Genomic DNA, 23,696 nt, shown 5'->3' on the forward strand with positions numbered 1-23,696 from the left:
ACCCCAAAATGACGACACAAAGCTCCAGCCGTATCCGGGACGTCGCCGAATTATACATACGAATTCTTTATTTTACACAGATTTTTAACGCCTAAAACCGGTTAAATTTTTGGCGCTTTTGCGCCCTGAAAACGTACTTGCTTATGTCATCTTTGCACGCTTTCGGACATAAAAAAAGGCGGTCTTATCGGTTTTTTACAGCCGTTTTGGGCGACCGCTGCTAAGTTCTCCGATGTGTCGATCTGGCGGAATTATATTTCGTGATATTCAATATGGAAACTGCTAAATTTGGAGAAAAATCTTTCTTTTTGGAAATATTTTGGCTCGGAACCAGACCACTTAGCCCGTCGCGCGCACCAAACGGGTGCGGAACGCACTTCACCCAGGTCAAAAAAGGCGCTCCTGACAGCCGTTTCGAGGCCGCCAGGCCATACTGAATTCCTATATAGGCATAGGAAGCGCTTATATTCTTGCTATTGATTATTATCAACAAATCATTTCATGGCTTGGCAACCGGGTCATCGCGCCGGTTGCGCTTCTCGCGCCGGCAATTCAAGGTGCCCAGCACCGCCCCCTGTGGGTCGACCGTATCGAGGTGCACATCGAAGCCCCACAGCCGTGCCACGTGCTTGAGCACCTCGGCCGCCTGCTGGTTCAGCGGGCGGCGCTGGAATTGCGTGTGGCGCAGGGTCAAGGCGCGGTCGTCGCGCGTGTTGACGGACCAGACCTGGATATTCGGCTCGCGGTTGCCCAGGTTGTACTGTTCCGCCAGTTGCTGGCGCACGTAGCGGTAGCCGGCATCGTCGTGGATGGCGGAAATGGCCAGTTTTTCATTCTTGTCGTCGTCGAGCACGGTAAAGAAGTGGAATTCGCGGATCAACCGCGGCGACAGGTACTGGGCGATGAAGCTTTCATCCTTGAAATTGCGCATGGCAAAGTCCAGGCTCTTGCGCCAGTCGCTGCCGGCCATGTCGGGGAACCAGGCGCGGTCTTCGTCGGTCGGGTGCTCGCAGATGCGGCGGATGTCGCTCATCATGGCAAAACCCAGCGCATACGGGTTGATGCCGCTGTAATACGGGCTGTCGATGGGCGGCTGGTAGACCACGTTGGTATGGCTTTTCAGAAATTCCATCATGAAGCCGTCGCCCACCACGCCTTCGTCATACAGCTGGTTCAATATCGTGTAGTGCCAGAAGGTGGCCCAGCCCTCGTTCATGACCTGGGTTTGCCGCTGCGGATAGAAGTACTGGGAAATCTTGCGCACGATGCGCACCATCTCGCGCTGCCACGGTTCCAGCAGCGGCGCATACTTTTCGATGAAATACAGCAGGTTTTCCTCGGGTTCGGGCGGAAAGCGGGGCGCGGCCTTGCGCTGGTCTTCCTCTTCCTCCTCATCTTCGCGGCGGGGCAGGGTGCGCCACAGCTGGTTGATCTGCGACTGCACATAGGCTTCGCGCTCTTTCTGGCGCGCATATTCCTTCGCCATCGACAGTTTCGCCGGGCGCTTGTAGCGGTCCACGCCATAGTTCTGGATGGCGTGGCACGAGTCGAGCAGCAATTCCACGGCGTCGACGCCATGGCGCTGTTCGCATTCGGCGATGTAATTCTTGGCAAACACCATATAGTCGATGATGGCGTCCGCATCCGTCCAGGCGCGGAACAGGTAATTGCCTTTAAAAAAGGAGTTGTGGCCGTACGCCGCATGCGCGATCACCAGCGATTGCATGGTCAGGCTGTTTTCCTCCATTAAATAGGCGATGCACGGGTTCGAGTTGATGACGATCTCGTAGGCCAGGCCCATTTGGCCACGTTTGTAGCTTTTCTCGGTCGATAAAAAATGCTTGCCGAACGACCAATGGTTGTAGGAAACGGGCATGCCCACCGAGGTATAGGCATCCATCATCTGCTCGGCCGTGATGATTTCCAGCTGGTTCGGATAGGTGTCGAGGCCAAACTGTTTCGCCACGCGGCGGATTTCCTCGTGGATTTGCTCGATCAGCTCGAACGTCCATTCCGACTGCTCGGGCAGGGCGTTCGGGTGGCGCAGGCGCGCGAACGGTTCGCCCGGGGTGTTGCTGGCGCGGTCAAAGGCTGCACTCATCATTTCACCTGTTTCTTGAACAGTTCGCGGAAGACCGGGTAGATATCGGCCGGCGTGACGATCTTTTGCATGGCGAAATGGGCGTGATGGTCGAGCACGCCCGCGTATTGCTCCCACAGGTTTTGCTGCGGGCCGTCCGTGATCTCGACATAGGTGTAGTACTGCACCTTGGGCATGATGGTATTAATAAGCAATTGCCGGCACAGCACGGAATCGTTGTCCCAGTTGTCGCCGTCGGACGCCTGCGCCACATAGCTGTTCCATTGCCCGGCGCCATAGCGTTCGTCGATGATGGTGTTGAGCAAGTGCAGCGCGGAGGACACGACGGTGCCGCCCGACTCGCGCGAATTGAAGAATTCATGCTCGTCCACTTCGGCCGCCGCCGTATGGTGGCGGATGAAGACGACCTCGATCTTGTCGTAGGCGCGCTTGAGGAACAGATATAACAGGATGAAGAAGCGCTTGGCCGTGTCCTTGCGCGACTCGTCCATGGAGCCGGACACGTCCATGATGCAGAACATGACGGCTTGCGTCATCGGCTTGGGCACCTTGATGCGGTTGCTGTAGCGCAAGTCGAACGGGTCGATGAAGGGGATGGCCAGCAGGCGCGTGTGCAGGTGGTGGATCAGGCGGCGCAGTTCCGTGACGAGCGGGTCGCTGTCGGGCGCGCCTTCGTGCAGCAGTTCGGCCAGGTCTTCCTCGGCCTGCGCCAGCTGCTTGCGGGCGCCGCCGCCGACGGCGATGCGCCGCCCCAGCGCGCCGCGCAGGGAACGCAGCACGTGGATGTTCGATGGCGTGCCCGACATATTGTAGCCGGCGCGCTGGTTCTTGAATTCCGTGGTGGCCGTCAGCTGGGTTTTCACCATGTGCGGCAATTCCAGGTCCTCGAAGAAATAATTCATGAATTCTTCGCGCGACAATTCGAAGATGAAGTCGTCTTCCGTCGTCTCGTCGCTATTGCCCGCCTTGCCCCGCCCGGCGCCGCCGCCGCCTTTCGGCCGCGCGATCTGGTCGCCTTTCAGGTATTCCTTGTTGCCGGGATTGACCACTTCCCATACGCCGCCATGCGCGTGGCCGAACGACGGTTCGCCCACGTCCTTGACGGGGATGCTGACCTTCTCGCCATTCTCGACGTCCGTGATCGAGCGCCCCTTGATGGCGCGCCCCACGGCATCCTTGATCTGGCCCTTGTAACGCCGCAGGAAACGCTCGCGGTTGACGGCGGATTTATTCTTGCTTTGCAAGCGCCTGTCGATGAGATATGTCAAAGGGTGCCTCCTTGCTTCTCGTCTTGCGCGCCCCGCCTGCCCTCGGGCGGGAGCGCGCCTCCGCTGTCCGCGCTAGGATGACTTGCGCACGCGCAAGTACCATTCGCATAACAGGCGTACCTGCTTGGCCGTATAGCCTTTTTCCACCATGCGGGCCACGAAGTCGGCGTGCTTGTTGGCATCGTCGGCGCTGGCCTTGGCATTGAAGGAAATCACGGGCAGCAATTCCTCCGTATTCGAAAACATTTTCTTTTCAATGACGGTGCGGAACTTTTCATAACTGGTCCAGGCGGGATTCTTGCCGCCGTTCGAGGCCCGCGCGCGCAAGCCGAAGTTCACAATTTCATTGCGGAAATCCTTCGGATTGGAAATGCCCGCCGGTTTCTCGATCTTCTCGAGTTCATTGTTCAGCGATTCGCGGTCGAAGCTTTCGCCCGTGTCCGGATCGCGGTATTCCTGGTCCTGTATCCAGAAATCGGCAAACGTCACGTAGCGGTCGAAGATGTTCTGCCCGTATTCCGAATAGCTTTCCAGGTAAGCCGTCTGGATCTCCTTGCCGATGAATTCCACGTAGCGCTGCGCCAGGTGCTCTTTAATATAGGAGAAGTAGCGCTGCTCGAGTTCCGGCGCGAACTGCTCGCGCTCGACCTGCTGCTCCAGTACATATAATAGATGCACGGGATTGGCAGCCACTTCGGAATTGTCAAAGTTGAACACTTTTGACAGGATCTTGAAGGCAAAGCGCGTCGACAGGCCGTTCATGCCTTCGTCCACGCCCGCGTAATCGACGTATTCGTGCATGGACTTGGCTTTCGGGTCCGTGTCCTTGAGGTTTTCGCCATCGTAGACGAGCATCTTCGAGAAGATGCTGGAGTTTTCCGGGTCTTTCAGGCGCGACAGGATGGCGAACTGCGCCATCATGCGCAGGGTGCCGGGCGCGCACGGGGCCTTGACGAGCGAGGAATTGGCCACCAGCTTGTCGTAGATCTTGATTTCGTCGGAGACGCGCAGGCAATACGGCACCTTGACTATATAGATACGGTCAAGAAACGCCTCGTTGTTGCGGTTGTTCTTGAACGTCTTCCATTCCGACTCGTTCGAGTGGGCCAGGATGATGCCGTCGAACGGAATCGCGCCGAAGCCTTCCGTGCCCTTGTAATTGCCTTCCTGCGTGGCCGTCAGCAAGGGGTGCAGGACCTTGATCGGCGCCTTGAACATTTCCACGAATTCCATCAAGCCCTGGTTGGCCAGGCACAGGCCGCCCGAATAGCTGTAGGCGTCCGGATCGTCCTGCGCATAGTCTTCCAGCTTGCGGATGTCGACCTTGCCCACCAGCGAGGAAATGTCCTGGTTGTTTTCGTCGCCCGGTTCCGTTTTCGAGATGGCGATCTGTTTCAGCACGGATGGATAGCGCTTGACGACGCGGAACTGGTTGATATCGCCATTGTATTCATGCAGGCGTTTCACGGCCCACGGGCTGGGGATGTTGCGCAGGTAGCGGCGCGGGATGCCGTAATCCTCTTCCAGGATGGTGCCGTCCTCTTCCTCGTTGAACAGGCCCAGCGGCGACTCATTGACGGGCGAGCCTTTCAGGCAATAGAAGGGCACGTGTTCCATCAGCGACTTGAGTTTTTCCGCGATGGACGACTTGCCGCCGCCGACGGGCCCCAGCAGATACAGGATCTGCTTGCGCTCTTCCAGGCCTTGCGCCGCGTGGCGGAAGTATGAGACGACTTGCTCGATCACCTCCTCGGTGCCGTAGAACTCGCGGAAGGCGGGATAGATCTTGATGATCTTGTTGGCGAAGATGCGCGACAAGCGCGTGTCGTTGCGCGTGTCGACCAGCTGCGGCTCGCCGATGGCGGCCAGCATGCGTTCGGGAGCGCTGGCGTACGTCAGCTTGTCCTTCTTGCACAGGGCCAGGTAGTCGGTGAGCGACATTTCCTCTTCGCGGGTGCGCTCGTAGCGTGCTGCATAGTTATCAAAAATGGTCATGTCAATGTCCTTTAATGTAAACCCGTACTGCCAGTCACCATGGCCGCCCGCCTGGCACTCGCCTGGGCTTGCCGCTTGAACTTTTCCTGTACCCCGTATCGATTTTTATTGTTGTTTCAAGCCCGGCTGTCTTTGCGAGTCCGGATTGCCCGGACCAAAAAACTGGCGCTTGATGCCGTGTGCTGACGTGGCCAGCCGGCTTTTTTTTCACTGTTGATAGCGCTTGCTGCACCTACCATTACCCCATGAAATTTATTATTGCTCTAAAGGATCAGGAAGTCAAAAGATATGTCGGCATATCCTTAATACTTGTTTGTAAATTGTTGATTTAATTGGATAAATCATCAAATTTTTCATCGGTTCCAATGAACTTTTGTATACCTTTTAAACCATCATACGACAATTCGCCAGCGCGTGCCGGAGCCGGCCATGGCGCCGCCGCAGCCTGCGCCATGGCGGCCTGGCGCCGGTGAGGCTGGCCATCTTGCGCTAAGATGCCTGCATGTCTGATGGCCCTGCGCGCAGCGCGTGCGCGTGCGCGAGCCAGCATTTTTATCGTCACCCTATAAGGAACACCCATGATGAACCCCCAATTGCGCGCGATCGTCCGCGGCATGCCGAAGGCCGAACTGCATATCCATATCGAAGGCTCGCTGGAGCCAGAACTGATTTTCGCACTGGCAGAGCGCAATGGCGTGCCTCTGGGCTATGAATCGGTGGAACACTTGCGCAGCGCCTATGCTTTTACGGATTTACAGTCTTTTCTCGACATTTATTACGCTGGCGCAAGCGTGCTCTTGAAAGAGCAGGATTTCTATGACATGACGCAAGCCTACCTGCGCCGCGCCGAAGCCGATAACGTGCTGCACACGGAAATCTTCTTCGACCCGCAAACCCACACGGCGCGCGGCGTGCCCATCGCCGACGTGATCAACGGCATCCACCGCGCCTGCCAGGACAGTCCCGTCAGCGCGGCCCTGATCCTGTGCTTCCTGCGCCACTTGAGCGAGAAAGAGGCGTTCGAGACGCTGGAAGACGCCTTGCCGCACCGCGACAAATTCATCGGCATCGGCCTCGATTCCTCGGAAGTGGGCAACCCGCCCGAGAAATTCTCGCGCGTGTTTGCCCGCTGCCGCGAACTGGGCCTGCACCTGGTGGCCCACGCGGGCGAGGAGGGCCCGCCGGCCTACATCCGCACGGCGCTCGACGACTTGCAGGTCGAACGCATCGACCATGGCGTGCGCTGCCTGGAAGACGCGGAACTGACGGCCCGCCTGGCGCGCGAACAGATCGCCCTGACCGTCTGCCCCCTGTCGAACACCAAGCTGCGCGTGTTCGACCAGATGCACGACCATAACCTGGTGCAATTGCTCGACGCGGGCTTGCTGGTGACGGTGAACTCGGACGATCCCGCGTATTTCGGCGGCTACATGAACGACAATTTCGACGCCATCTTCGATGCGCTGCCGCTGGGCCTATCCCACGCGCAACGCCTGGCGCGCAACGGTTTCATCGCCGCCTTCCTGCAGCAGGCGCAGAAAGACGCCTTCCTCGCTACCGTCGATGCGTATTTCGCGCAGCACGCCGCCGCCCACGGCAGCGCGCAGTAACTCTATAAAGACCCGCCGCCCATGTTCCGCCTCTCCCTGAAAATGACCGGCCGCGACTGGCGCGCCGGGCAACTGCGTTTCCTGCTCGTCGCGCTGATCGTCGCCGTGGCGGCCCTGTCGGCCGTCGGCTTCTTCGTCGACCGCCTGCGCGCGGGCTTGAACCGCGACGCGCACCAGTTGCTGGGGGCCGACCTGGTCATCAGCGCCGACCAGCCCGTCAATGAGGCCTGGCGCGCGGAGGCGCAGAAGCGCGGCTTCATCCTGGCCGATACGGTGACGTTTCCCAGCATGGCGCAGGCGGGCGAGGGCGAGCAGTCGCTGTCGCAGCTGGCGTCCATCAAGGCCGTCTCGCCCGGCTACCCGCAGCGGGGCAAGCTGAAAATCACCACCCAGGTTAGCGAGGCGCAGGATGCCGTCGGCCGGCCAACGGACCAGGTGCCGGCGCCCGGCACCCTGTGGGTCGATGCGGCCATCCTGTCCAGCCTGAACGCCAAGCTCGGCGACACGCTGACCCTGGGCGACAAGGCGTTTACCGTCACGCAACTGATCGCCAGCGAGCCGGACCGCGGCGCCTCCTTCCTCAACTTCGCTCCCCGCGTGATGCTGCCCTTGAGCGATCTGGCCGCCACGGCGCTGGTGCAGAACGGCTCGCGCGTGTCGTACCGCTTGCTGTTGTCGGCGCCGCCCGCCAAGGCGGGCGAGCTTGCGCAATATCAAGCCTGGCTGGAAAGCCAGATCAAGACGCAAGCGATCAAAGGCGTGCGCATCGAATCGCTGGAATCGGGCAGCCCGCAGATGCAATCGACGCTGGATCGCGCCGACCGCTTCCTGTCCCTCGTCGGTTTGCTGTCGGCCATGCTGGCGGCCGTCGCCGTGGCCATGGCGGCGCGCCGCTTCATGCTGCGCCACCTGGACGCCTGCGCCATGCTGCGCTGCCTGGGGCTGACGCAAAACCAGGTCACTGCCATGTACGTGATCGAATTCTTATTGGTGGGACTGGCCGGCAGCGTCGTCGGCGTGATGGTGGGCTTCGGCGGCCACCTGGTGCTGCTGGAGCTGCTGGGCAAGCTGGTGCAGAGCGACTTGCCGCCCGTATCCATGCTGCCCGCCCTGCAAGGCGTGGCCACCGGCATGCTGTTGCTGCTGGGTTTTGCCTTGCCGCCGATTTTGCAGTTGCGCAATGTCCCCCATAACCGCGTGATCCGTCGCGAGCAGGAGCCGCCGCAGGCGCTGGCCCTGGCCACCTACGGCCTGGGCATCGCCGCCTTCGTCGTGCTGCTCCTGTGGCAAGCGGGCGACGTGAAACTGGCCCTGCTGACGGCGGCCGGCTTCCTGGGCGGCTTCGCCCTGTTCGGCCTGGCCGGCTGGCTGGGCATCCGCTCGCTGAAAACCCTGCGCGGCGCCTTCAATCACCAGGGCTGGCGTTTCGCCGTCACGTCCCTGCAGCGCCGCCCGGGTGCCACTGTCATCCAGGTGGTGTCCCTGGCCTTGGGCCTGATGGCCTTGCTGCTGCTGACGGTGGTGCGCGGCGACTTGATGGTGGCCTGGCGCAACGCCACGCCGCCGGACGCGCCGAACCGCTTCATGATCAATATCCTGCCGGAACAGAAAGACCCGATCGCCGCGCGCCTGGCCCAGGCCGGCGTGGCCAATGCGCCCTTGTATCCGATGATACGGGGGCGCCTGGTGGCCGTGAACGGCAACGCCATCACGGAAACCACGTATGAGGACGACCGCGCCAAGGGCCTGGCCGACCGCGAATTCAACCTGTCGACGATGGCCACCATGCAGGAAGAAAACAAGCTGGTGGCCGGCAAGTGGTTCGGCAATGCGCCGGGCGCGCCAGCCGAGGCGTCGGTGGAAGAAGGCATCGCCAAGACCCTGAAGCTGAAGCTGGGCGACAAGCTGCGCTTCGACATCGCCGGCCAGCCCGTGGAAGCGGCCATTACCAGTTTGCGCAAGCTGGAATGGGGCTCGATGCGCGTCAATTTCTTTGTCATCATCAACCCGGCCGCCATGGCGGACACGCCGCAGACGTGGATCACGGCGTTCCATCTGCCGCCCGCGCAGGCCGACCTGGGCAATGCCTTGCTGCGCGACTACCCGAATCTGACGGTGGTCGACGTGGGCGGCGTGCTCAAGCAAATCCAGGGCGTGCTGGACCAGGTGGTGACGGCCGTCGAATTCCTGTTTGCCTTTACCTTGGCCTCTGGCTTGCTGGTGCTGTATGCGGCCTTGATGGGTTCGCAGGACGAGCGCACGCGCGAAGCGGGCCTGCTGCGCGCGCTGGGCGCAACGCGGCGCCAGCTGGCGCAGGCGCAGCTGATCGAGTTTTCCCTCGTCGGCGCGCTGGCCGGCCTGTTGGCGGCCTCGGGCGCGGCGGCCATGGGCTGGGCGCTGGCCACGTACCAGTTCAAGTTCGCCTGGAGCTTCGCGCCCGGCGTGTGGGCCTTTGGCTTGCTGGCCGGCGCCCTGTGCGCGATCGCCGGCGGCTGGCTGGGCTTGCGCAATGTGCTGAAACATCCGCCGCTGCAAACCTTGCGGGAAAGCTAGGCTCCCACGCTGTCGTCCGCCTGCGCGCGTAAAAATTGCGAGTAGGACATGACTGGCTGCCCCAGCTGGTGCGGCGGCACGTCGAACAGGGCCCAGAAGTAGGTTTCGCGCCCCAGGCAGATGGTCGGTGCGGCGCAATAGCGGAACCAGTTTTCGCCGATGTGCGCCGCATACATGCCGTCGCTGTCGGCATCGGAAAAGTACGGGATCACGCGCATTTCCAGCAAGGCCAGCAGCAGGGACTCGGGCGCGTCGCTGTCGCGCGCCATTTCGTACTGCGTGTGCAGGCTGCGTTCCGTCTCGATGATCATCAGGCGGGCCTGGCCGTCGCGCGTGAAAAACAGGATGCCGCAGGGATTCGGGAAAATATAGAACTCGACAAAGCCATGGCGCCGGCACAGCTCCTGCACGACGGCGGCCATGGCTTCGTCTTGCAGGAAACTATAGTCGTGCAGCAATAGCAAGTCGCGCACGGTGTCCGACTGCTGCAGGAAGAATTCGCGTTGCAGGGAAACGATTTCCTGTTCCAGGATATCGAGCGCATCGTCGTCGCTCTTCTTGATGTAGCGGTCGATCAAGCCCCGGTTGAAGGCCGTCACGGCCACTTTTTCATCGGCCGCGCCCGTAAATAAAATCTTCTTGCACGGCAAGTCACGCACGGCCTGGCAGAATTCCAGGCCATTCATCTGCGGCATCGAATAATCGACCACCAGCACGGAAGGCACGGCAAAGCGCTGCGCCTGGCCGCTGATGCGCCAGATGCGTTCGAGGTCGAGCGCCACGTTGCGCTGGTCGCGCGGCAGGTTTTGCGTATCGAAATTGACGTGCAGCGGCGTCTCGCCCGGCTGCGTGCTGTGGCGCAGCCAGTGCAGCGCGCTGCTGGTGTCATGAAAGGTCAGACGCGCCAGCGCGGGATCGAGCTGGAACGCCAGGCTTTTCAGGAAGGAATCGCTGTCATCGATCAATACGGTCAGGGTCGGATGGGAGTAGACGGGCAGTTGCATGCATCACCTTGCGGGGGAAGAGGGTTGTAAGCGGGCAGGCAGGGGCTGGGGAAATTCCAGGATGAAAATCGCATACGCATGCTCGCGCGACACGCAGCGGATGCGCGCCTGCCAGGCCGTGATGATCTGCCGGCACAGGGCCAGGCCGATGCCGCTGCCGTTATGCACGGGATACGAATAAAAACGCTCGAAGATCAGCGGCAGGCGGTTCTTCGCGATGCCGCAGCCCGTGTCGATGAACAGCAGCCTGGGCACGGGGCGGGCGCCGTCGATGATGATGCGCACGCGGCCCTTGCCGGCCCGCTGGATGGCTTTCAGCGCGTTCCTCAGCAGGTTCAGCAGGATCACCACGCACAGTTCGTCCTGGCCGGCGAACTGGAAGTCGGCGCGCACGTCCACCTTGACGCGGCTGCGCTGGCTGTTGCCGGTGAATGGGTAGCGCTTCAGCACGGAATTCACCATCGCCAGCATCGACAGCGCCTGGCTGGGCTGCAGGTTGCGGTTCACGGCGCTGGCGCTCATCAGGAACAAATCGATCATGTGCTGCATGTGGCGCACTTCGAACTGGATGCGCGACAGGGCTTCCTGCAGCGGCGGCAAGTCGTGCGCCTGGCCGGCCAGCTGCGGCAGCAGCCGGCGCATGCCCCGCACATTGGCTTCCACGCTGGTCAGCGGCGTGCGCAGCTCGTGTGCCACGGAACCGAGCCCGGCGGACAGGCCGGCCAGCCGTTCCAGTTCCAGCACCTTGCTGCCCACTTTCACCACGGACAGTGCGGCTATGGTGAACCAGTGCACGGGCAGTTGCTGCAGCACTTCACGCTGCAGCAGGAAGTCGCCTTCTCCCTGCAGGATGACGGCGAGGCAGGCGGTGCTGGTGCCGATCAGGTAGGCGCGGCAAGCCAGCTTCGTCTCGAAATGAAACAGCACGACGAGGCCGATCAGCAGCGATTCGCTCCAGATGGACGACGCGTGGTTCATCAGAAACATGAAGGTAAAGAAGAAGGGCAGGATGTAGCTGAGCGCGAACAGCAGGTAGCGCGACAGCCAGCGGGCCGAGAAGTGGCGCGCAAACAGGCCGACCGCGCAGATGCCCACGCCCGTCAGGCGCAAGGTCAGGTTTTCATAGGCTTGCGGAAAAAAGTAATTCCACAGCAGGTAGTACAGCGGCATCGCCACCGTGCCCACGGCGGCCAGCATGGCGACCCTGCCGGCCAGGTTTTCATGGGGCATGCGTTCATGCAGCAGCGAATGGAGCAGGCGCCTGCGCCAGTGTGTCCATCGTCCTTGCAATTGCTGCGTCATGACTCTGCCTTGATTCTCTTCAGAACATTATCATCGCGTAAATTTTCCTGGTTGAACGGTTATCTCATCGGACATTGATATACGTCAATGGATGGGTTCGCGAGACGGTCAAGGCTTTAAGCCGCAGCAAACCTTTCCCTAGGAGAAAACTCATGACCATCGCTACCAGCTTGCATGCCCCATCCTTCGTCCGCGCCGAACACTGCTTGCCAGACTACATCGTGCGGCGCATGGATGCGCACCACGTCACGCGCATCGAAAAGCTGCTGGGCGGCCAGCATCCCCATGCCTGGCAACCGACACCCGCCCATGCCATTTTCCTGGCCGGCAATGACTACCTGTCCATCGCCGCCGAGCCGGCGCTGGTGGCGGCCCAGGTGGCGTCCCTGCAGGCGCATGCGGGCGGCATGCTGATGTCGGCCGTGTACTTGCAGGAAGGCAGCGAACAGCACCGGCTGGAAAGCCGGCTGGCCCGCTTCATGGGCAGCGAGGACGGCATCCTGGCGCAGTCCGGCATGGCGGCCAACGTCGGGCTGATCCAGTGCATCGCCAGCCCCGGCATTCCCGTCTACCTCGACATGCAGGCCCACGCCTCGCTGTGGGAAGGCGTGCTGTCGGCGCAGGCCCAGGCCGTGCCCTTCCTGCACAACGACATGACGCACTTGCGGCGGCAGGTGGAAAAGCATGGCCGCGGCGTGGTCGTCGTCGACGCCCTGTACAGCACCAACGGCAGCCTGGCGCCGCTGCTGGAATTGCTCGACATCGCCGAGCGCAGCGACTGCGTGGTGGTGGTCGACGAGTCGCACTCGCTGGGCACGCATGGCCCGCAGGGGGCGGGCCTGGTGGAGGCGTGGGGACTGGGCCACCGCGTGCATTTCCGCACGGCGTCGCTGGCCAAGGCCTTCGCGGGCCGGGCCGGTTTCATCAGCTGTTCCAGCCGCTTCAAGGGCTATTTTTTGTCCGAATCACGCCCCGCCATCTTCAGTTCCTGTTTGCTGGCGCATGAGCTGGCGTGGCTGGGCGCGGCGCTCGATTTCATCATGGCTGCCGACGAGCGGCGCGCCACCCTGCAACGCCATACGCTGCAGGTGCGCGCAGGCTTGCGCGAACTGGGCTACAACGTCAGCGATGGCACGGAGCAGATCGTGGCGCTGGAGGCGGGCGGCGAACCGGCCACCCTGGTCCTGCGCCAGGCGCTGGAGCGGCAAGGCATTTACGGCGCCATGTTTTGCGCCCCGGCAACGGCGAAGAACCGCGCCCTCGTGCGCCTGACCCTCAATGCGGGGCTCGACGGGGCGGCCATCGAGCGGGTGTTGGCGGGCTGCGCCGCCATCCGCGCCGAAGCGGGCGTGGAACACTGGCCATCGACGCGGCGCCTGCGCAGGCTGGCGCTCGTGTAGGGGCTTCAGCCGGCCAGCCGGCCCAGGAGGGCGGAAAGCGCTCCCAGCTGTTCTGCCGGCGCATCCTGCAGCAATTCGCGCCCCACCGCCTGCGCGGTGGCGCTCGCATGTCCCAGCAATTCCTGGCCGGCGGCAGTCAGCACGGCATAGCCGACGCGGGCGTCGCGTGCATCGGCCTGGCGCGCCACCAGGCCGATCTTTTCCAGTGGCATCAAGGAACGCGTGACGCCCGAGGCCGTCAACGCCAGGCGCTCGGCCAGGTCGATGCGGCGCAGGCGCGCACCGGGCGCGCGCTGCAGCTGGTACAGCAATTGATAGTCGCTGAAGCTCAGGCCATGCAAATTGCCCAGGGCGCTGTCGAAGCGGCGCACGATGAGCGCCTGGGCGCGCGCCAGGCGCAGGCAAAAGTCCAGCGCGCCATCGGCGTCCGGCGACGGGAGAGTGTGATCGTTCATGGCGTCCATTTTATCCATTGCGAAATGCTTGAGTACGCAAGTGTAAAGCAATGCCGCTCAATACAGCGGCTGGCCTTGCTCCAGCCACTGTGCGCGGTGCAGTTCCAGCAGGGCGCCCAGTTCGGCGTCCGCATCGAAGGCGGGGTCGTCGGGCAGCTTGAGCGTATCGATGACGGCGCAGGAAAAGGCCGCCGCGCCGTCGCGCCGCCAGTCCGCCTGCAGCAGGGCGTTGCGGTGCTTGCCCAGGTTCAGCTCGAAGCGGTGGCGGTTCAGCATGCCGGGCGCGTTGCGGCTGCTGTCGAGCAAGGTGCGCCCGCTGGGCAAGTGCCGCAAGGCGATGATGCCCAGCGGCGGCGGCTGTTGCCGGTAGTGCGCTTTCAATGTTGCCTGTCGTGTCTTGTCCATGTTTTACTTCTCCGATATCGTTTGGGTAATCGTTTCCGGTCCGGCGATGCGCGGGATGGCGGTAAATAATGCGGCCGCCACGGCGGCCGCCAGCAGCAGGGCGCCGCCGCCGCAGAACAGCTCGCCAACGCTCAGGTGGCGCAGCAGCGCGCCCGTGGCTGCCGCCGACAGCGGCGCCAGTCCCAGGAAGATGCCCATGAACAGGGCCATCGCCCGGCCCAGCATGGCGGGCGCCACGCGCCGCTGTATCCACGTAAAGATGGCCACCTGCAAGTAGCCGCCCAGCAACCCTGTCACGGCCAGCAGGGCCGCGCCTTGCCAGGCCGAGCTGATTTGTCCCAGCGCCATCAGCAGCAGGCCGACGACCGCGTCGACGAGCAGCAGGGTGGCGCCGAAGTGGCGGCGCAGCCAGGCGCCGCCCAGGCTGGACGCCAGCATGCCGGCCAGGGTGCCGGCGCCATGCGCGCCCATCAGCAAACCCAGCGCGGAGGCGCCCTGCAGGCGCTCGCTGGCCAGCACGGGCAAGGCCACTTGCAGCGGCCCCATGACGAAGAACGCCACCACCGCCCAGTACGCATAGCAGCTGCGCAAGGGAAGGTCGCGCCACACCATGGCCAGGCCCGCCGCCATGTCGCGCCACATGCCCTGCGCCGCCGCCGCGGCCAGTGGCCGCAGGCTCACTTGCCGCAAGGTCCAGGCAGAGAACAGGAACGTCAGCGCATCGATGGCAAAGGCGGCGGCCAGCGCCGCCATGGAGGTGTGCTGCGCGCCATCGTGGGCGCCGAGCACGAGCGCCGCCAGCAGGGGGCCGGCCAGCAGGGACAGCTGGCGCGCGCCCATCTGCAAGCCATTGGCGTTCTGCAGCGATTGCGGCGGCACGGCTTGCGGCAGGATGGCCGTGCCGGCGGGAATGCCGAAGGCGGCCGCGATACCCAGCGCCAGCGCGGCCGCATACGCGAGCGCCAGGCTGGCCTGGTCCAGCAGCAGCAACCCCGCCAGCGCCAGCAGGATGGCGGCGTTCGCGTATTTGCTCAGCAGCATCACGCGCCGGGGCGAATAGCGGTCGGCGATGGTGCCGCCCAGCAAAATCAGCACGGCGCGCGGGGCGCCCATCAGGGCCACGGCGATACCCAGGCTGAGGCTATCGCCCGTCAGGCTCAGCACCAGCCAGGGCAGGGCCAGCATGCTGAACTGGTCGCCCAGCATGGAGACGAGGCCGCCGCCCAGCAGCCAGCGGAAGTTGGTATTGCGTAGCAAAGGAGGTTCTGCGGTGGTGGGCATGGTTGACCTGTCCGTGTTTAAAGATTGCATGGTAGTTGATAAAAGCTTGAGTAGTCAAGTATATTGCTTTTTATGCCGGCAGCGGAAGCTGGCGCCGCATGGGCCGCCGGCGCTTGCGCTATCATGGCGGCCATGACTGATACCACTGCCCCCACCCTCTACGAGACCATCGGCGGCGCCCCCGTGCTGCGTGAAATGGTCGATCGTTTTTATGACTTGATGGAACTCGAAGCCGAGTTCGCCGGCATCCGCGTCATGCATCCGCCTTCGACGGACGGTTCGCGCGACAAGCTGTATTTCTTCCTGACGGGATGGATGGGCGGGCCGGACTTGTATATCGAGAAATTCGGCCACCCGCGCCTGCGCGCGCGTCACTTGCCCTACGCCATCGGCACCAGCGAGCGCGACCAGTGGCTGCGCGCCATGGCCTGGGCCATGGAAGACACGGGCATCGAAGAGTCCTTGCGCGTGCGCCTGATGGAATCGTTCTATCAGACGGCCGACTGGATGCGCAACAAACCTGACTGACACCCATGAGCCCAATCGAGTTTTACAGCCTGCTGGGCGCCGCCATCGTCGCCATCGTCCTGTTGCTATTGATCTTGCTGCGCCCGCGCGGCGCGGCCGGCGATGGCGCTACCACCCTGGCCCTGGTGCAGCAGCACCAGCAGCAAAGCCTGGAGCGCATCGACCGGGTCGAGCGCGAAGTGCGGCTGCAGCTGCAGGCGTCGGCACAGGCGACGCGGCAAGACCTGGCCACCAGCCTGGCGCAATTCCAGGCGGCGACCCTGCAGCAGCTCGACAGCCTGCGCACGCAGATGCAGGCGCAGGGAAAAGTCGGGCGCGAGGAACAGGCGCAAAGCCTGGCGCGCTTTGCCGACAGCACCAACCAGACCCTGGCGCAGCTGACGGAGTCGAATGCGCAGCGCATGCTGGAAGTGCGCGCCACCCTGGAAAGCAAGATCCGCGATTTGCAGGCCGACAATGGCGCGCGCCTGGAAGAGATGCGCAAGACGGTCGACGAGAAATTGCACGCGACGCTGGAGACGCGCTTGACTGCCTCGTTCCAGCAAGTGTCGGAGCGGCTGGAAAAAGTCCACCAGGGCCTCGGTGAAATGCAGCAGCTGGCGCTGGGCGTGGGCGACCTGAAGCGGGTGCTCACCAACGTCAAGACGCGGGGAACGTGGGGTGAAGTGCAGCTGGAAATGCTGCTGGAGCAGGTACTCACTGTCGACCAGTACGCGAAGAACGTGGAAACCTTGCCGGGCAGCGGCGCGCGCGTGGAATTCGCCCTGAAACTGCCGGGCCTGTCCGATGGCGGGCCGCCCGTGTGGATGCCGATCGATGCGAAGTTCCCCAAGGAACAGTACGAACGCCTGGTCGAAGCGGCCGAGCGGGCCGATGCGGACGGCGTGGCCCTGGCCGGACGCGAGCTGGAACGGGCCGTGCGGGGAGAAGCGAAAACCATCGCGGACAAATACCTGGCGCCGCCGCTGACCACCGACTTTGCCATCCTCTTCCTGCCCACGGAAGGCTTGTATGCGGAAGTGTTGCGCCGCCCGGGCCTGGCCGATGAATTGCAGCGCGTGCACCGGGTCAGCATCGCGGGGCCATCCACGTTGACGGCCTTGCTCAACAGCCTGCAAATGGGTTTCCGCACCCTGGCGCTGGAAAAGCGCTCGTCGGAAGTGTGGCAAGTGCTGGGCGCCGTGAAGACGGAATTCGGCAAGTTTGGCGACGTGCTGTCGCAGACCCGGCTGACCCTGGAAAAGGCGGCGAAGAATATCGAAAGCGCGGAAGTGCGCAGCCGGCAAATGGCGCGCAAATTGAAATCCGTGGAAGCCTTGCCGGGCGAGGCGGCTGCCTTGCTGCTGGGTAAGGCGGACGCGGGGCTGTCCGCCGAAGCGGACGGCGAATAGCACCGCCGCCGTTCAGGCCGCCGCCGCAGGCCGGCGGCGCAGCGTGGTGCAGACGGTCAGCGCGAGTCCTGCCAGCAGCATGGCCCACGTTTGCGGTTCCGGCACGGCGGGCAGGACGGACAGGCCGGTGGGCGGCAGCGAAGGCAGCATGACGGTGGGGTTGAATGGCTCGACGATGATGCTGCTGCCGCGCGGTGGCTGGCCACCGCCTATGCCCGACGGCAACATCGTGTCGCGGCTGCCGCGCACGAAATCGAAGCCCGGCAGGGGCAGGCCGGCCACCACGGCCGGCGGCGCCGCGCCTGTGAGCGAACCGCCATGCGCGGCGACGGGATGCTCGATGACGGGCACGCCCGTTGCCGCCGGCGCGGCCGCTGCCGGCGTTGCACCGCCCGGCGCGGCGCCAACCGGGGCCGCGCCAGCGCCGCGCGGCCCGGCCGCCGCCTGCGTGATGCGGCTGACATTGCGGCACACGGTGGGCACGAGGATGCAGGCGCCCTGCACGCAGTACACGAGTCCCCTTTCCTGCATCTGCTCGCTCCAGCCTGCCCGCGTGACATTGCGGCAGACGCGGCCCGGGCCGAAATGCATGTCGCTGATGCGCGCATCGTAATTGCCCTTGCCGCGGATGGCGTCGCGGCTGATCACGACGATTTCATCATACTGGCGCGCGCGCATGCGCGCCTTCAATTGCTCGCGCACCTGCGGCGCGATGTCCGGGTACCTGTCCACGGCGGCCACGACGTCGCCCATGAACGGGTCGGCGCCGGGGCGGTTCCAGCTGCAGTTGTCCAGTACGTCGGCCCGGGGGGCCCCTTTTGCGTAGGCGGGCGGCGGCGCGAGGGTCAATAGGCCAAGCAGGCAAGCCGCTCCCAGCATGCTGGCGCCCGCGCTCCAAGAGCGATGTCTCATTATTAGTTTCCTCGTGAAAACAATATCAAAATTGAACTTTTCGTATAAGTTCGGATGTTATCACCGAAGAAACTTCAATATCAACAAATAAATAAAATAATTACAATTAGTGTTATGTTTGTTGATATATTATTTAAAGAAATAATTAACATTTTTATCTCGATAGCCGAGCAGTTTCCGGGAAGAAAATTGATTGCGAAGGGGCAATGCAAACGGCCCGCGCAAGGCGGGCCGTTCGGGAGGGGAAGCTTGGGGATGCGCCGCCGGCGGCGGCGCGGCAAGGGATGCTTAGATGCGGCCCGGGCAGGCTTGCGTATCGAAGGCGGGATAGCCGATGGCGGGCAGCTTGTGCAGCCAGGTGCGCATCAAGGTGCGCGCGCCTTGCGCATCGTACTGCCGTCCTTGCTGCAAGTCGGCGGCGAGCGTGTCCAGTTCCGCGCAGATCGATTGCTTGCCGGCCTGGGCCGCCAGCAGGGAGGCCAGCAGTTCCGGCAGCACGGACGCCGCCGGCGCCGCCTGGCGCGTGGCGCGGTAGTGCTGCCAGTAGCGCCCGGCGGCATCGCCATCAAAGCTGGGGACGAAACCGAACGTGGCGTCATCGCGGTGCAAGCGGTACACGGTGGGAAAGTAATGCGGGCCCGTCAGTTCGCCAGGAAAGCGGTCGCGCCGCAGGACGTCGATGGCCAGCGATCCGTCCCGCTCCATGCGCACGGGACTGGGCGCATCGTACTGGTCCACGCTCACCATGGCGGGTGAGTTGCCTTGCATGAAAATGATCTTTTGCGTGTAATGGCGCCCGCCCAGGTGGCCGCACAGGGCGACGAAGCGGTCGTCGAGGGCGGTGACGGCCGCAACGGCGCCGCAGCCGGGCCGCAAGGGCGTGTTTTCCTGCCACACGAGCGCCTGGTCGCTGGTGCGCACGAGGCGGATGCGGCCCACGGTGTCGCCGTGCAAGTCACCGTGCGCATCCTCGATGCGTTCATCGAAGCGCACCGTGTAGCCATTGCTGTGCACTTCGCCGGCGTACGCCGCCATGCCCTGCAGCAGGGCCAGTGCCAGTATCAGTTTCATACCAATCCCTGGAACAGCACGATATCGACCAGGTCGCCGGCGGCCACGTGGCCTTGCGCTTCGTGCAGCACGATCATGCAATTGGCTTGCGTCATCGAGCGCAGGATGCCCGAGCCTTGCGCGCCCGTCACGCGCACGTGCTGGCGCCCGTCTGCGCCGCGCTCGACGATGCCGCGCTGGTATTCCGTGCGGCCCCGTTTCTTGCGGATCGCCGCTTGCGCCGCCACTTGCAGCAGCGGCAGGGCGGACGTGTCCGCGTCGGCGCCCATCAGGCGCAGCAGGGTGGGGCGGGCGAGGAAATAAAACGCCGCCATCACGGCGACCGGGTTGCCTGGCAGGCCCAGCAGCAAGGCCGATTCGCCTTCGCTGGCAATCCGCCCGAAGGCCATGGGGCGGCCCGGGCGCATGTTGATTTGCCAGAAGGCCACTTCACCGAGGCGCGCGAGGATGTCGCGCGTAAAATCGGCCGCGCCGCTGGACACGCCGCCCGACGTGATGATGACGTCGGCCGAAGCGCAGGCGCCGCGCAGGGCCGCTTCCAGCGCTTGCGGATTGTCCTTGACGATACCCATGTCGAGCACTTCGCAGCCGAGGCGGGTCAGCATGCCCAGCAGGGTGTAGCGGTTGCTGTCGTAGATGCAGCCCGCGTCGAGTGGCTCGCCGATCGAGCGCAATTCGTCGCCGGTGGAAAAGAAGGCCACGCGCAGGCGGCGGCGCACGGGCACCGTGGCGATGCCCAGCGAGGCCAGCAAACCCAGCTCGGCCGGCCCGAGTATCTTGCCTTGCAGCAGGGCCGGCTTGTCCCGCATCAAGTCTTCACCCTTGAAGCGGCGGTTGTCGCCGGCGCGGATGCAGTCCGGTGCCACGGTAATGCTGGCGTCGCCCGCTTGCAGCACCAGTTCCTGCGGCACCACGCTGTCGCAGCCATCGGGCATGACGGCGCCCGTCATGATGCGCGCGCATTGGCCGCGTCCGATTTTGACTGTGCCGGGCCGGCCGGCCAGGATGGTGTCGACCACGGCCAGGGTCACGGGGGTGTCGCCGCCGAGGTCGGCGCCAAGGTCAGCTCCGTAAAGCGCATAGCCATCCATGGCGGAATTGTCGTGCGCGGGCACGCTGATGGGCGAGATGATGTCGGCCGCCAGGATGCGTTCGAACGCTTGCGGCAGCGGCAGTTCCTCGATCTCGGCGACGGGCGCGACCGTGTCGGCCAGGATGGCTTGCGCCATCGGCACGGACAGGCCCTGCGCCTGCAGGGTAGCCAGCTCGTCCGGCGTATTGATGTTGCCGAATGCACTATTGTTTTCGAATAGTACTTCGGCCAGTTTCAAGGGGCCGTGCCAGGTGCGCATGCGGCGTTCGCCGCCGCGCAGATAGGCGTCCAGCTGGGGTAGGGCGGATGTTTTTACCAGGCAAAAGACGGGGTGGGGGCGGCGCACGGCCGCTCCCGTCGCCGCATCGATTTCCTCGGTGACGGCGATGGCCAGGTCGGCATTGTCTTGCGTCAAACCGGCGGCCAGGCGCGTTGCCAGGTCGGGCGGCAGCAGGGGCGAGTCGCACGGCACGGTGAGCAGATAAGGCGTGCCGGCGTGCTGCATGCCGCTGTGTAAGCCGGCCAGCGGCCCCAGCTGGCCTGGCAGCACGTCCGGCCACACGGGCAGGCCGAAGTGCGCGTAGTCGCCCGCATCCGCGTGGACGCTGAGGGCCAGCTGGCCCACTTGCGGCGCCAGGCGCTGGGCCACGTGGCGCGCCAGGGGCTGGCCATGCAGGGGCAACATGCCCTTGTCGCGCTGGCCCATGCGCGTGCCGAGGCCGCCGGCCAGGATCAGGCCGGTAATGTCGTGTTTGTTGATCATGTCAGGTAGGAAAATTGGTGCATGCGCCATGGTAGCAGCGGCGGGCGCGTGCTGCGCCCGATTCAGCCGCCGATGTACGACATTTCCACTTTCTTTTTACCGTGCTCAAGCGCACCGCCCGTCAAATCCGTCTGGCTGGTGCGCAATTGCGAATAGCGGTCGCCGCGGCCGCGCCACAGTTGCGCCACGGCCGAGGAGATTTCCGCATCGCTGCGGCCGCCGCGCAGCAGGCTGCGTAAGTCGTGGCCGCTGCTGGCGAACAGGCACGTGTACAGCTTGCCCTCGGTCGAGAGGCGGGCGCGGCTGCATTCGCCGCAAAACGCTTGCGTGACGCTGGAAATGAGGCCGATCTCGCCGCTGCCATCGGCATAGCGCCAGCGCGCCGCCGTCTCGCCCGCGTAGTTCGGATCGATGGGCTGCAAGGGCAGGTGCGCGGCGATGCGCCGCACCACTTCCGCGGAAGGGATGACTTCCTGCAAGTTCCAGCCGTTCGAGGCGCCCACGTCCATGTATTCGATGAAGCGCAGGATGTAGGGCGTGCCCTTGAAGTGGCGCGCCATGGGCACGATTTCCTGCTCGTTCATGCCGGCCTTGACGACCATGTTGATCTTGATGGGCCCCAGGCCCGCCGCGTGCGCCGCATCGATGCCGTGCAGCACATCGGCGACGGCGAAATCGACGTCGTTCATGCGCTTGAAGGTGGCGTCGTCGAGCGAGTCGAGCGACACGGTGACCCGGTTCAGGCCCGCATCCTTGAGTGCCTGCGCTTTTCTTGCCAGCAAGGAACCATTGGTCGTCAGGGTCAGGTCCAGCGGCTGGCCCGACGGCGTGCGCAGTTCTGCCAGCATGGCGATGAGCTTTTCGATATTCTTGCGCAGCAGCGGCTCGCCGCCCGTCAGGCGGATCTTTTCCACCCCGTGCGCGACGAACAGGCGCGCCACGCGCGTGATTTCCTCGAACGACAGCAAATCCGTGTGCGGCAGGTAGACGTGGTTCTTGTCGAATACGTCCTTGGGCATGCAATACACGCAACGGAAATTGCAGCGGTCGGTAATCGAGATGCGCAAGTCGTGCAGGGGCCGGCCTAGGCTGTCGGCCACGTTGCCGCTGGGGCTATCCAGCTGCGCAGGAATCGCCAAAGCCCCATTGCGGGCTTCGGCGAGGTAGATAATCTTGTCAGCCATGAAAGGTGATACCACTTACGTTGAGTCGTTCAAGGCAGATACGATAGCACGAGGCCGAAGATGGCACAGGCGAGCAGCAATTTGATGGTGCCCACTTGAAACTTGATCAGCGCCACGCCGGCCGCCAGCGCGATGGCAATCGCCAGCCAGTCCCAGTGCGGCAGCGGGTTTTCTTGCCAGAAGACATGGCGGCCAAAGAACAGGGCCAGGCTGGCAATGACGCCTACCACGGCCGCCGAGATGGCCGTCAGGGGCGCGCTCAGGCGCAGATTGCCGCGCGATGCTTCCACCAGCGGCGCGCCGGCCAGGATCAAGATGAACGAGGGCAGGAAGGTGAACCAGCTGGCGACGAGCGCGCCGCACACGCCCGCCAGCCACAGGTGTTCTCCCGTCACGGCGTGGCTCCAGCCGCCGACAAAGCCGATGAAGGCGACGATCATGATCAGGGGACCGGGCGTCGTTTCGCCCAGCGCCAGGCCATCCATCATTTGCGCGCCGGTGATCCAGTGGTAGTGCTCGGCAGCGCCCTGCACCAGGTAGGGCAGTACGGCATATGCGCCGCCGAACGTCAGCAGGGCGGCCTTGCTGAAAAACACGCCCATCTGCGCCAGCGGCTGGTCCGCGCCGCCCGCCAGGGCCAGGCCCAGCCAGGCGAGGAAGGCCAGGGCCAGGCCCACGGCCGCCGTGCCAAGCAGGCGCGGCCAGCTGAAGCGCGCGTGTTCCGGCGTGGGCGTGTCGTCATCGATCAGGGCGGCGCCGTAGCGGGCCGCGCCGCCATGCGAGGCGGCGCCGACATGGAAGTGGGCCGGCAGCCAGCGGCCGCCCGCCATGCCCAGCAGGGCGGCGGCGAGCACGATCAGCGGAAATGGCAGCTGTAGCGCGGCGATGGCGACAAATGCGCCCGCCGCGATGGCGATCAGGCCGGGGCTGCGCAAGGTGCGCCGGCCCAGGCGCCAGGCGGCCGCCAGCACGATGGCGACGACGGCCGGCTTGACGCCGTACAGGATGCCGGCGATGGCGGCCACGTGGCCATACGCCATGTACAGCCAGGATAGGACGATCAGCAGCAGCAGCGAAGGCAGCAAGAACAGCAGGCCCGCCACCAGGGCGCCGCGCGTGCGGTGCATCAGCCAGCCGATGTAGATGGCCAGCTGGGTCGCTTCCGGCCCCGGCAGCAGCATGCAGTAATTCAGGGCGTGCAGGAAGCGCTGTTCGGAAATCCAGCGCCGCTTTTCCACCAGTTCCGCATGCATCATGGCGATTTGTCCGGCCGGACCGCCAAAGCTGACGCAACCGAGCTTGAGCCAGTACCAGAAGGCGCTGCGCAGGCTGACGGGGGAGGGAAGTTGGTTGGCGTTCTCGTGCATGGCGGCTGGCTGG

General features: G+C 63.9%; 18 protein-coding genes. 5 read left to right on the forward strand and 13 right to left on the reverse strand.

Annotated elements, in window-relative coordinates; all coding sequences use genetic code 11:
- Nucleotides 1–499 precede the first annotated feature (499 nt).
- The 3 genes from O3301_RS07265 to O3301_RS07275 all read right to left on the reverse strand — a co-directional run bounded on the left by O3301_RS07265 (nt 500) and on the right by O3301_RS07275 (nt 5,364).
- A complete protein-coding gene (locus O3301_RS07265) occupies nt 500–2,101 on the reverse strand; it encodes a SpoVR family protein (protein ID WP_099666828.1) in 1,602 nt (533 codons plus the stop codon).
- Nucleotides 2,101–3,369: a YeaH/YhbH family protein gene (locus O3301_RS07270; RefSeq protein ID WP_077407911.1), complete on the reverse strand. Its 1,269-nt coding sequence runs from the start codon at nt 3,367–3,369 to the stop codon at nt 2,101–2,103. The genes O3301_RS07265 and O3301_RS07270 overlap by 1 nt, the downstream gene beginning before the upstream one ends.
- A 72-nt stretch (nt 3,370–3,441) precedes the next feature.
- Complete coding sequence (locus tag O3301_RS07275; RefSeq protein ID WP_099666829.1) at nt 3,442–5,364, reverse strand: PrkA family serine protein kinase; 1,923 nt, start codon at nt 5,362–5,364, stop codon at nt 3,442–3,444.
- Between the two features lie 578 nt (nt 5,365–5,942).
- On the opposite strand from O3301_RS07275, the gene O3301_RS07280 reads away from it, so the two are divergent.
- Both O3301_RS07280 and O3301_RS07285 read left to right on the forward strand, forming a co-directional pair.
- Nucleotides 5,943–6,974: an adenosine deaminase gene (locus tag O3301_RS07280; RefSeq protein ID WP_305056001.1), complete on the forward strand. Its 1,032-nt coding sequence runs from the start codon at nt 5,943–5,945 to the stop codon at nt 6,972–6,974.
- 21 nt (nt 6,975–6,995) lie between these two features.
- Nucleotides 6,996–9,527: an ABC transporter permease gene (locus O3301_RS07285; RefSeq protein WP_305056002.1), complete on the forward strand. Its 2,532-nt coding sequence runs from the start codon at nt 6,996–6,998 to the stop codon at nt 9,525–9,527.
- Here the strand turns inward: O3301_RS07285 and O3301_RS07290 are convergent.
- Nucleotides 9,524–10,531: a response regulator gene (locus O3301_RS07290; protein WP_305056003.1), complete on the reverse strand. Its 1,008-nt coding sequence runs from the start codon at nt 10,529–10,531 to the stop codon at nt 9,524–9,526. The genes O3301_RS07285 and O3301_RS07290 overlap by 4 nt on opposite strands.
- 3 nt (nt 10,532–10,534) lie before the next feature.
- Nucleotides 10,535–11,833, reverse strand: coding sequence for a HAMP domain-containing sensor histidine kinase (locus O3301_RS07295; protein WP_289911218.1), 1,299 nt, complete (start codon nt 11,831–11,833; stop codon nt 10,535–10,537).
- A 152-nt stretch (nt 11,834–11,985) separates the two neighbouring features.
- Between O3301_RS07295 and cqsA the strand changes: the two genes are divergently transcribed.
- Nucleotides 11,986–13,233 carry an alpha-hydroxyketone-type quorum-sensing autoinducer synthase gene (gene cqsA, locus O3301_RS07300; protein WP_305056004.1) on the forward strand — a complete coding sequence of 416 codons (1,248 nt, stop codon included), beginning with the start codon at nt 11,986–11,988 and terminating at the stop codon, nt 13,231–13,233.
- A 5-nt stretch (nt 13,234–13,238) separates the two neighbouring features.
- Here cqsA and O3301_RS07305 read toward each other — a convergent pair whose 3' ends face one another.
- From O3301_RS07305 to O3301_RS07315, 3 genes are read right to left on the reverse strand one after another with little or no spacing between them, the layout of a single operon-like run.
- The gene (locus O3301_RS07305) at nt 13,239–13,688 is read right to left on the reverse strand and encodes a MarR family winged helix-turn-helix transcriptional regulator (protein WP_099668394.1); all 450 of its coding nucleotides are present in this window, start codon (nt 13,686–13,688) and stop codon (nt 13,239–13,241) included.
- 57 nt (nt 13,689–13,745) lie between these two features.
- On the reverse strand, nt 13,746–14,093 hold the full coding sequence (locus O3301_RS07310) for a GIY-YIG nuclease family protein (protein WP_143451483.1): 348 nt from the start codon (nt 14,091–14,093) through the stop codon (nt 13,746–13,748).
- 3 nt (nt 14,094–14,096) lie between these two features.
- Nucleotides 14,097–15,374 carry an MFS transporter gene (locus O3301_RS07315; protein ID WP_305056005.1) on the reverse strand — a complete coding sequence of 426 codons (1,278 nt, stop codon included), beginning with the start codon at nt 15,372–15,374 and terminating at the stop codon, nt 14,097–14,099.
- Nucleotides 15,375–15,506: 132 nt separating this feature from the next.
- On the opposite strand from O3301_RS07315, the gene O3301_RS07320 reads away from it, so the two are divergent.
- The gene (locus O3301_RS07320; protein WP_034785429.1) at nt 15,507–15,902 is read left to right on the forward strand and encodes a group II truncated hemoglobin; all 396 of its coding nucleotides are present in this window, start codon (nt 15,507–15,509) and stop codon (nt 15,900–15,902) included.
- A 5-nt stretch (nt 15,903–15,907) separates the two neighbouring features.
- On the forward strand, nt 15,908–17,293 hold the full coding sequence (gene rmuC, locus O3301_RS07325; RefSeq protein ID WP_289898665.1) for a DNA recombination protein RmuC: 1,386 nt from the start codon (nt 15,908–15,910) through the stop codon (nt 17,291–17,293).
- 12 nt (nt 17,294–17,305) lie between these two features.
- Here the strand turns inward: rmuC and O3301_RS07330 are convergent, their stop codons facing one another.
- The 5 genes from O3301_RS07330 to chrA all read right to left on the reverse strand — a co-directional run bounded on the left by O3301_RS07330 (nt 17,306) and on the right by chrA (nt 23,683).
- Complete coding sequence (locus O3301_RS07330; protein ID WP_305056006.1) at nt 17,306–18,205, reverse strand: MHFG family PEP-CTERM protein; 900 nt, start codon at nt 18,203–18,205, stop codon at nt 17,306–17,308.
- A gap of 288 nt (nt 18,206–18,493) precedes the next feature.
- Nucleotides 18,494–19,276, reverse strand: a complete 783-nt coding sequence (locus O3301_RS07335; RefSeq protein ID WP_305056007.1) for a hypothetical protein — start codon at nt 19,274–19,276, stop codon at nt 18,494–18,496.
- Nucleotides 19,273–21,132, reverse strand: coding sequence for a gephyrin-like molybdotransferase Glp (gene glp, locus O3301_RS07340; RefSeq protein ID WP_305056008.1), 1,860 nt, complete (start codon nt 21,130–21,132; stop codon nt 19,273–19,275). The genes O3301_RS07335 and glp overlap by 4 nt, the downstream gene beginning before the upstream one ends.
- A 62-nt stretch (nt 21,133–21,194) precedes the next feature.
- Nucleotides 21,195–22,316 carry a GTP 3',8-cyclase MoaA gene (gene moaA, locus O3301_RS07345; RefSeq protein ID WP_305056009.1) on the reverse strand — a complete coding sequence of 374 codons (1,122 nt, stop codon included), beginning with the start codon at nt 22,314–22,316 and terminating at the stop codon, nt 21,195–21,197.
- A 29-nt stretch (nt 22,317–22,345) separates the two neighbouring features.
- Nucleotides 22,346–23,683 (reverse strand): chromate efflux transporter, encoded by a 1,338-nt coding sequence (gene chrA, locus O3301_RS07350; protein ID WP_305056010.1) that lies wholly within the window; start codon nt 23,681–23,683, stop codon nt 22,346–22,348.
- Between the last annotated feature and the right edge of the window lie 13 nt (nt 23,684–23,696).

Origin of the sequence: Janthinobacterium sp. SUN211 (assembly GCF_030587315.1) — a bacterium.
Taxonomy (GTDB): domain Bacteria; phylum Pseudomonadota; class Gammaproteobacteria; order Burkholderiales; family Burkholderiaceae_D; genus Janthinobacterium; species Janthinobacterium kumbetense.

Excerpts from the sequence above, each read along its gene's own strand:
- O3301_RS07305 (WP_099668394.1), bottom strand. The coding sequence starts at position 13,688 with ATGAACGATCACACTCTCCCGTCGCCGGACGCCGATGGCGCGCTGGAC.
- O3301_RS07310 (WP_143451483.1), bottom strand. The coding sequence starts at position 14,093 with ATGGACAAGACACGACAGGCAACATTGAAAGCGCACTACCGGCAACAG.
- rmuC (WP_289898665.1), top strand. The coding sequence starts at position 15,908 with ATGAGCCCAATCGAGTTTTACAGCCTGCTGGGCGCCGCCATCGTCGCC.
- O3301_RS07290 (WP_305056003.1), bottom strand. The coding sequence starts at position 10,531 with ATGCAACTGCCCGTCTACTCCCATCCGACCCTGACCGTATTGATCGAT.
- O3301_RS07315 (WP_305056005.1), bottom strand. The coding sequence starts at position 15,374 with ATGCCCACCACCGCAGAACCTCCTTTGCTACGCAATACCAACTTCCGC.
- O3301_RS07275 (WP_099666829.1), bottom strand. The coding sequence starts at position 5,364 with ATGACCATTTTTGATAACTATGCAGCACGCTACGAGCGCACCCGCGAA.
- O3301_RS07285 (WP_305056002.1), top strand. The coding sequence starts at position 6,996 with ATGTTCCGCCTCTCCCTGAAAATGACCGGCCGCGACTGGCGCGCCGGG.
- O3301_RS07280 (WP_305056001.1), top strand. The coding sequence starts at position 5,943 with ATGATGAACCCCCAATTGCGCGCGATCGTCCGCGGCATGCCGAAGGCC.
- cqsA (WP_305056004.1), top strand. The coding sequence starts at position 11,986 with ATGACCATCGCTACCAGCTTGCATGCCCCATCCTTCGTCCGCGCCGAA.
- O3301_RS07320 (WP_034785429.1), top strand. The coding sequence starts at position 15,507 with ATGACTGATACCACTGCCCCCACCCTCTACGAGACCATCGGCGGCGCC.
- O3301_RS07335 (WP_305056007.1), bottom strand. The coding sequence starts at position 19,276 with ATGAAACTGATACTGGCACTGGCCCTGCTGCAGGGCATGGCGGCGTAC.
- moaA (WP_305056009.1), bottom strand. The coding sequence starts at position 22,316 with ATGGCTGACAAGATTATCTACCTCGCCGAAGCCCGCAATGGGGCTTTG.
- chrA (WP_305056010.1), bottom strand. The coding sequence starts at position 23,683 with ATGCACGAGAACGCCAACCAACTTCCCTCCCCCGTCAGCCTGCGCAGC.
- glp (WP_305056008.1), bottom strand. The coding sequence starts at position 21,132 with ATGATCAACAAACACGACATTACCGGCCTGATCCTGGCCGGCGGCCTC.
- O3301_RS07295 (WP_289911218.1), bottom strand. The coding sequence starts at position 11,833 with ATGACGCAGCAATTGCAAGGACGATGGACACACTGGCGCAGGCGCCTG.
- O3301_RS07265 (WP_099666828.1), bottom strand. The coding sequence starts at position 2,101 with ATGAGTGCAGCCTTTGACCGCGCCAGCAACACCCCGGGCGAACCGTTC.
- O3301_RS07330 (WP_305056006.1), bottom strand. The coding sequence starts at position 18,205 with ATGAGACATCGCTCTTGGAGCGCGGGCGCCAGCATGCTGGGAGCGGCT.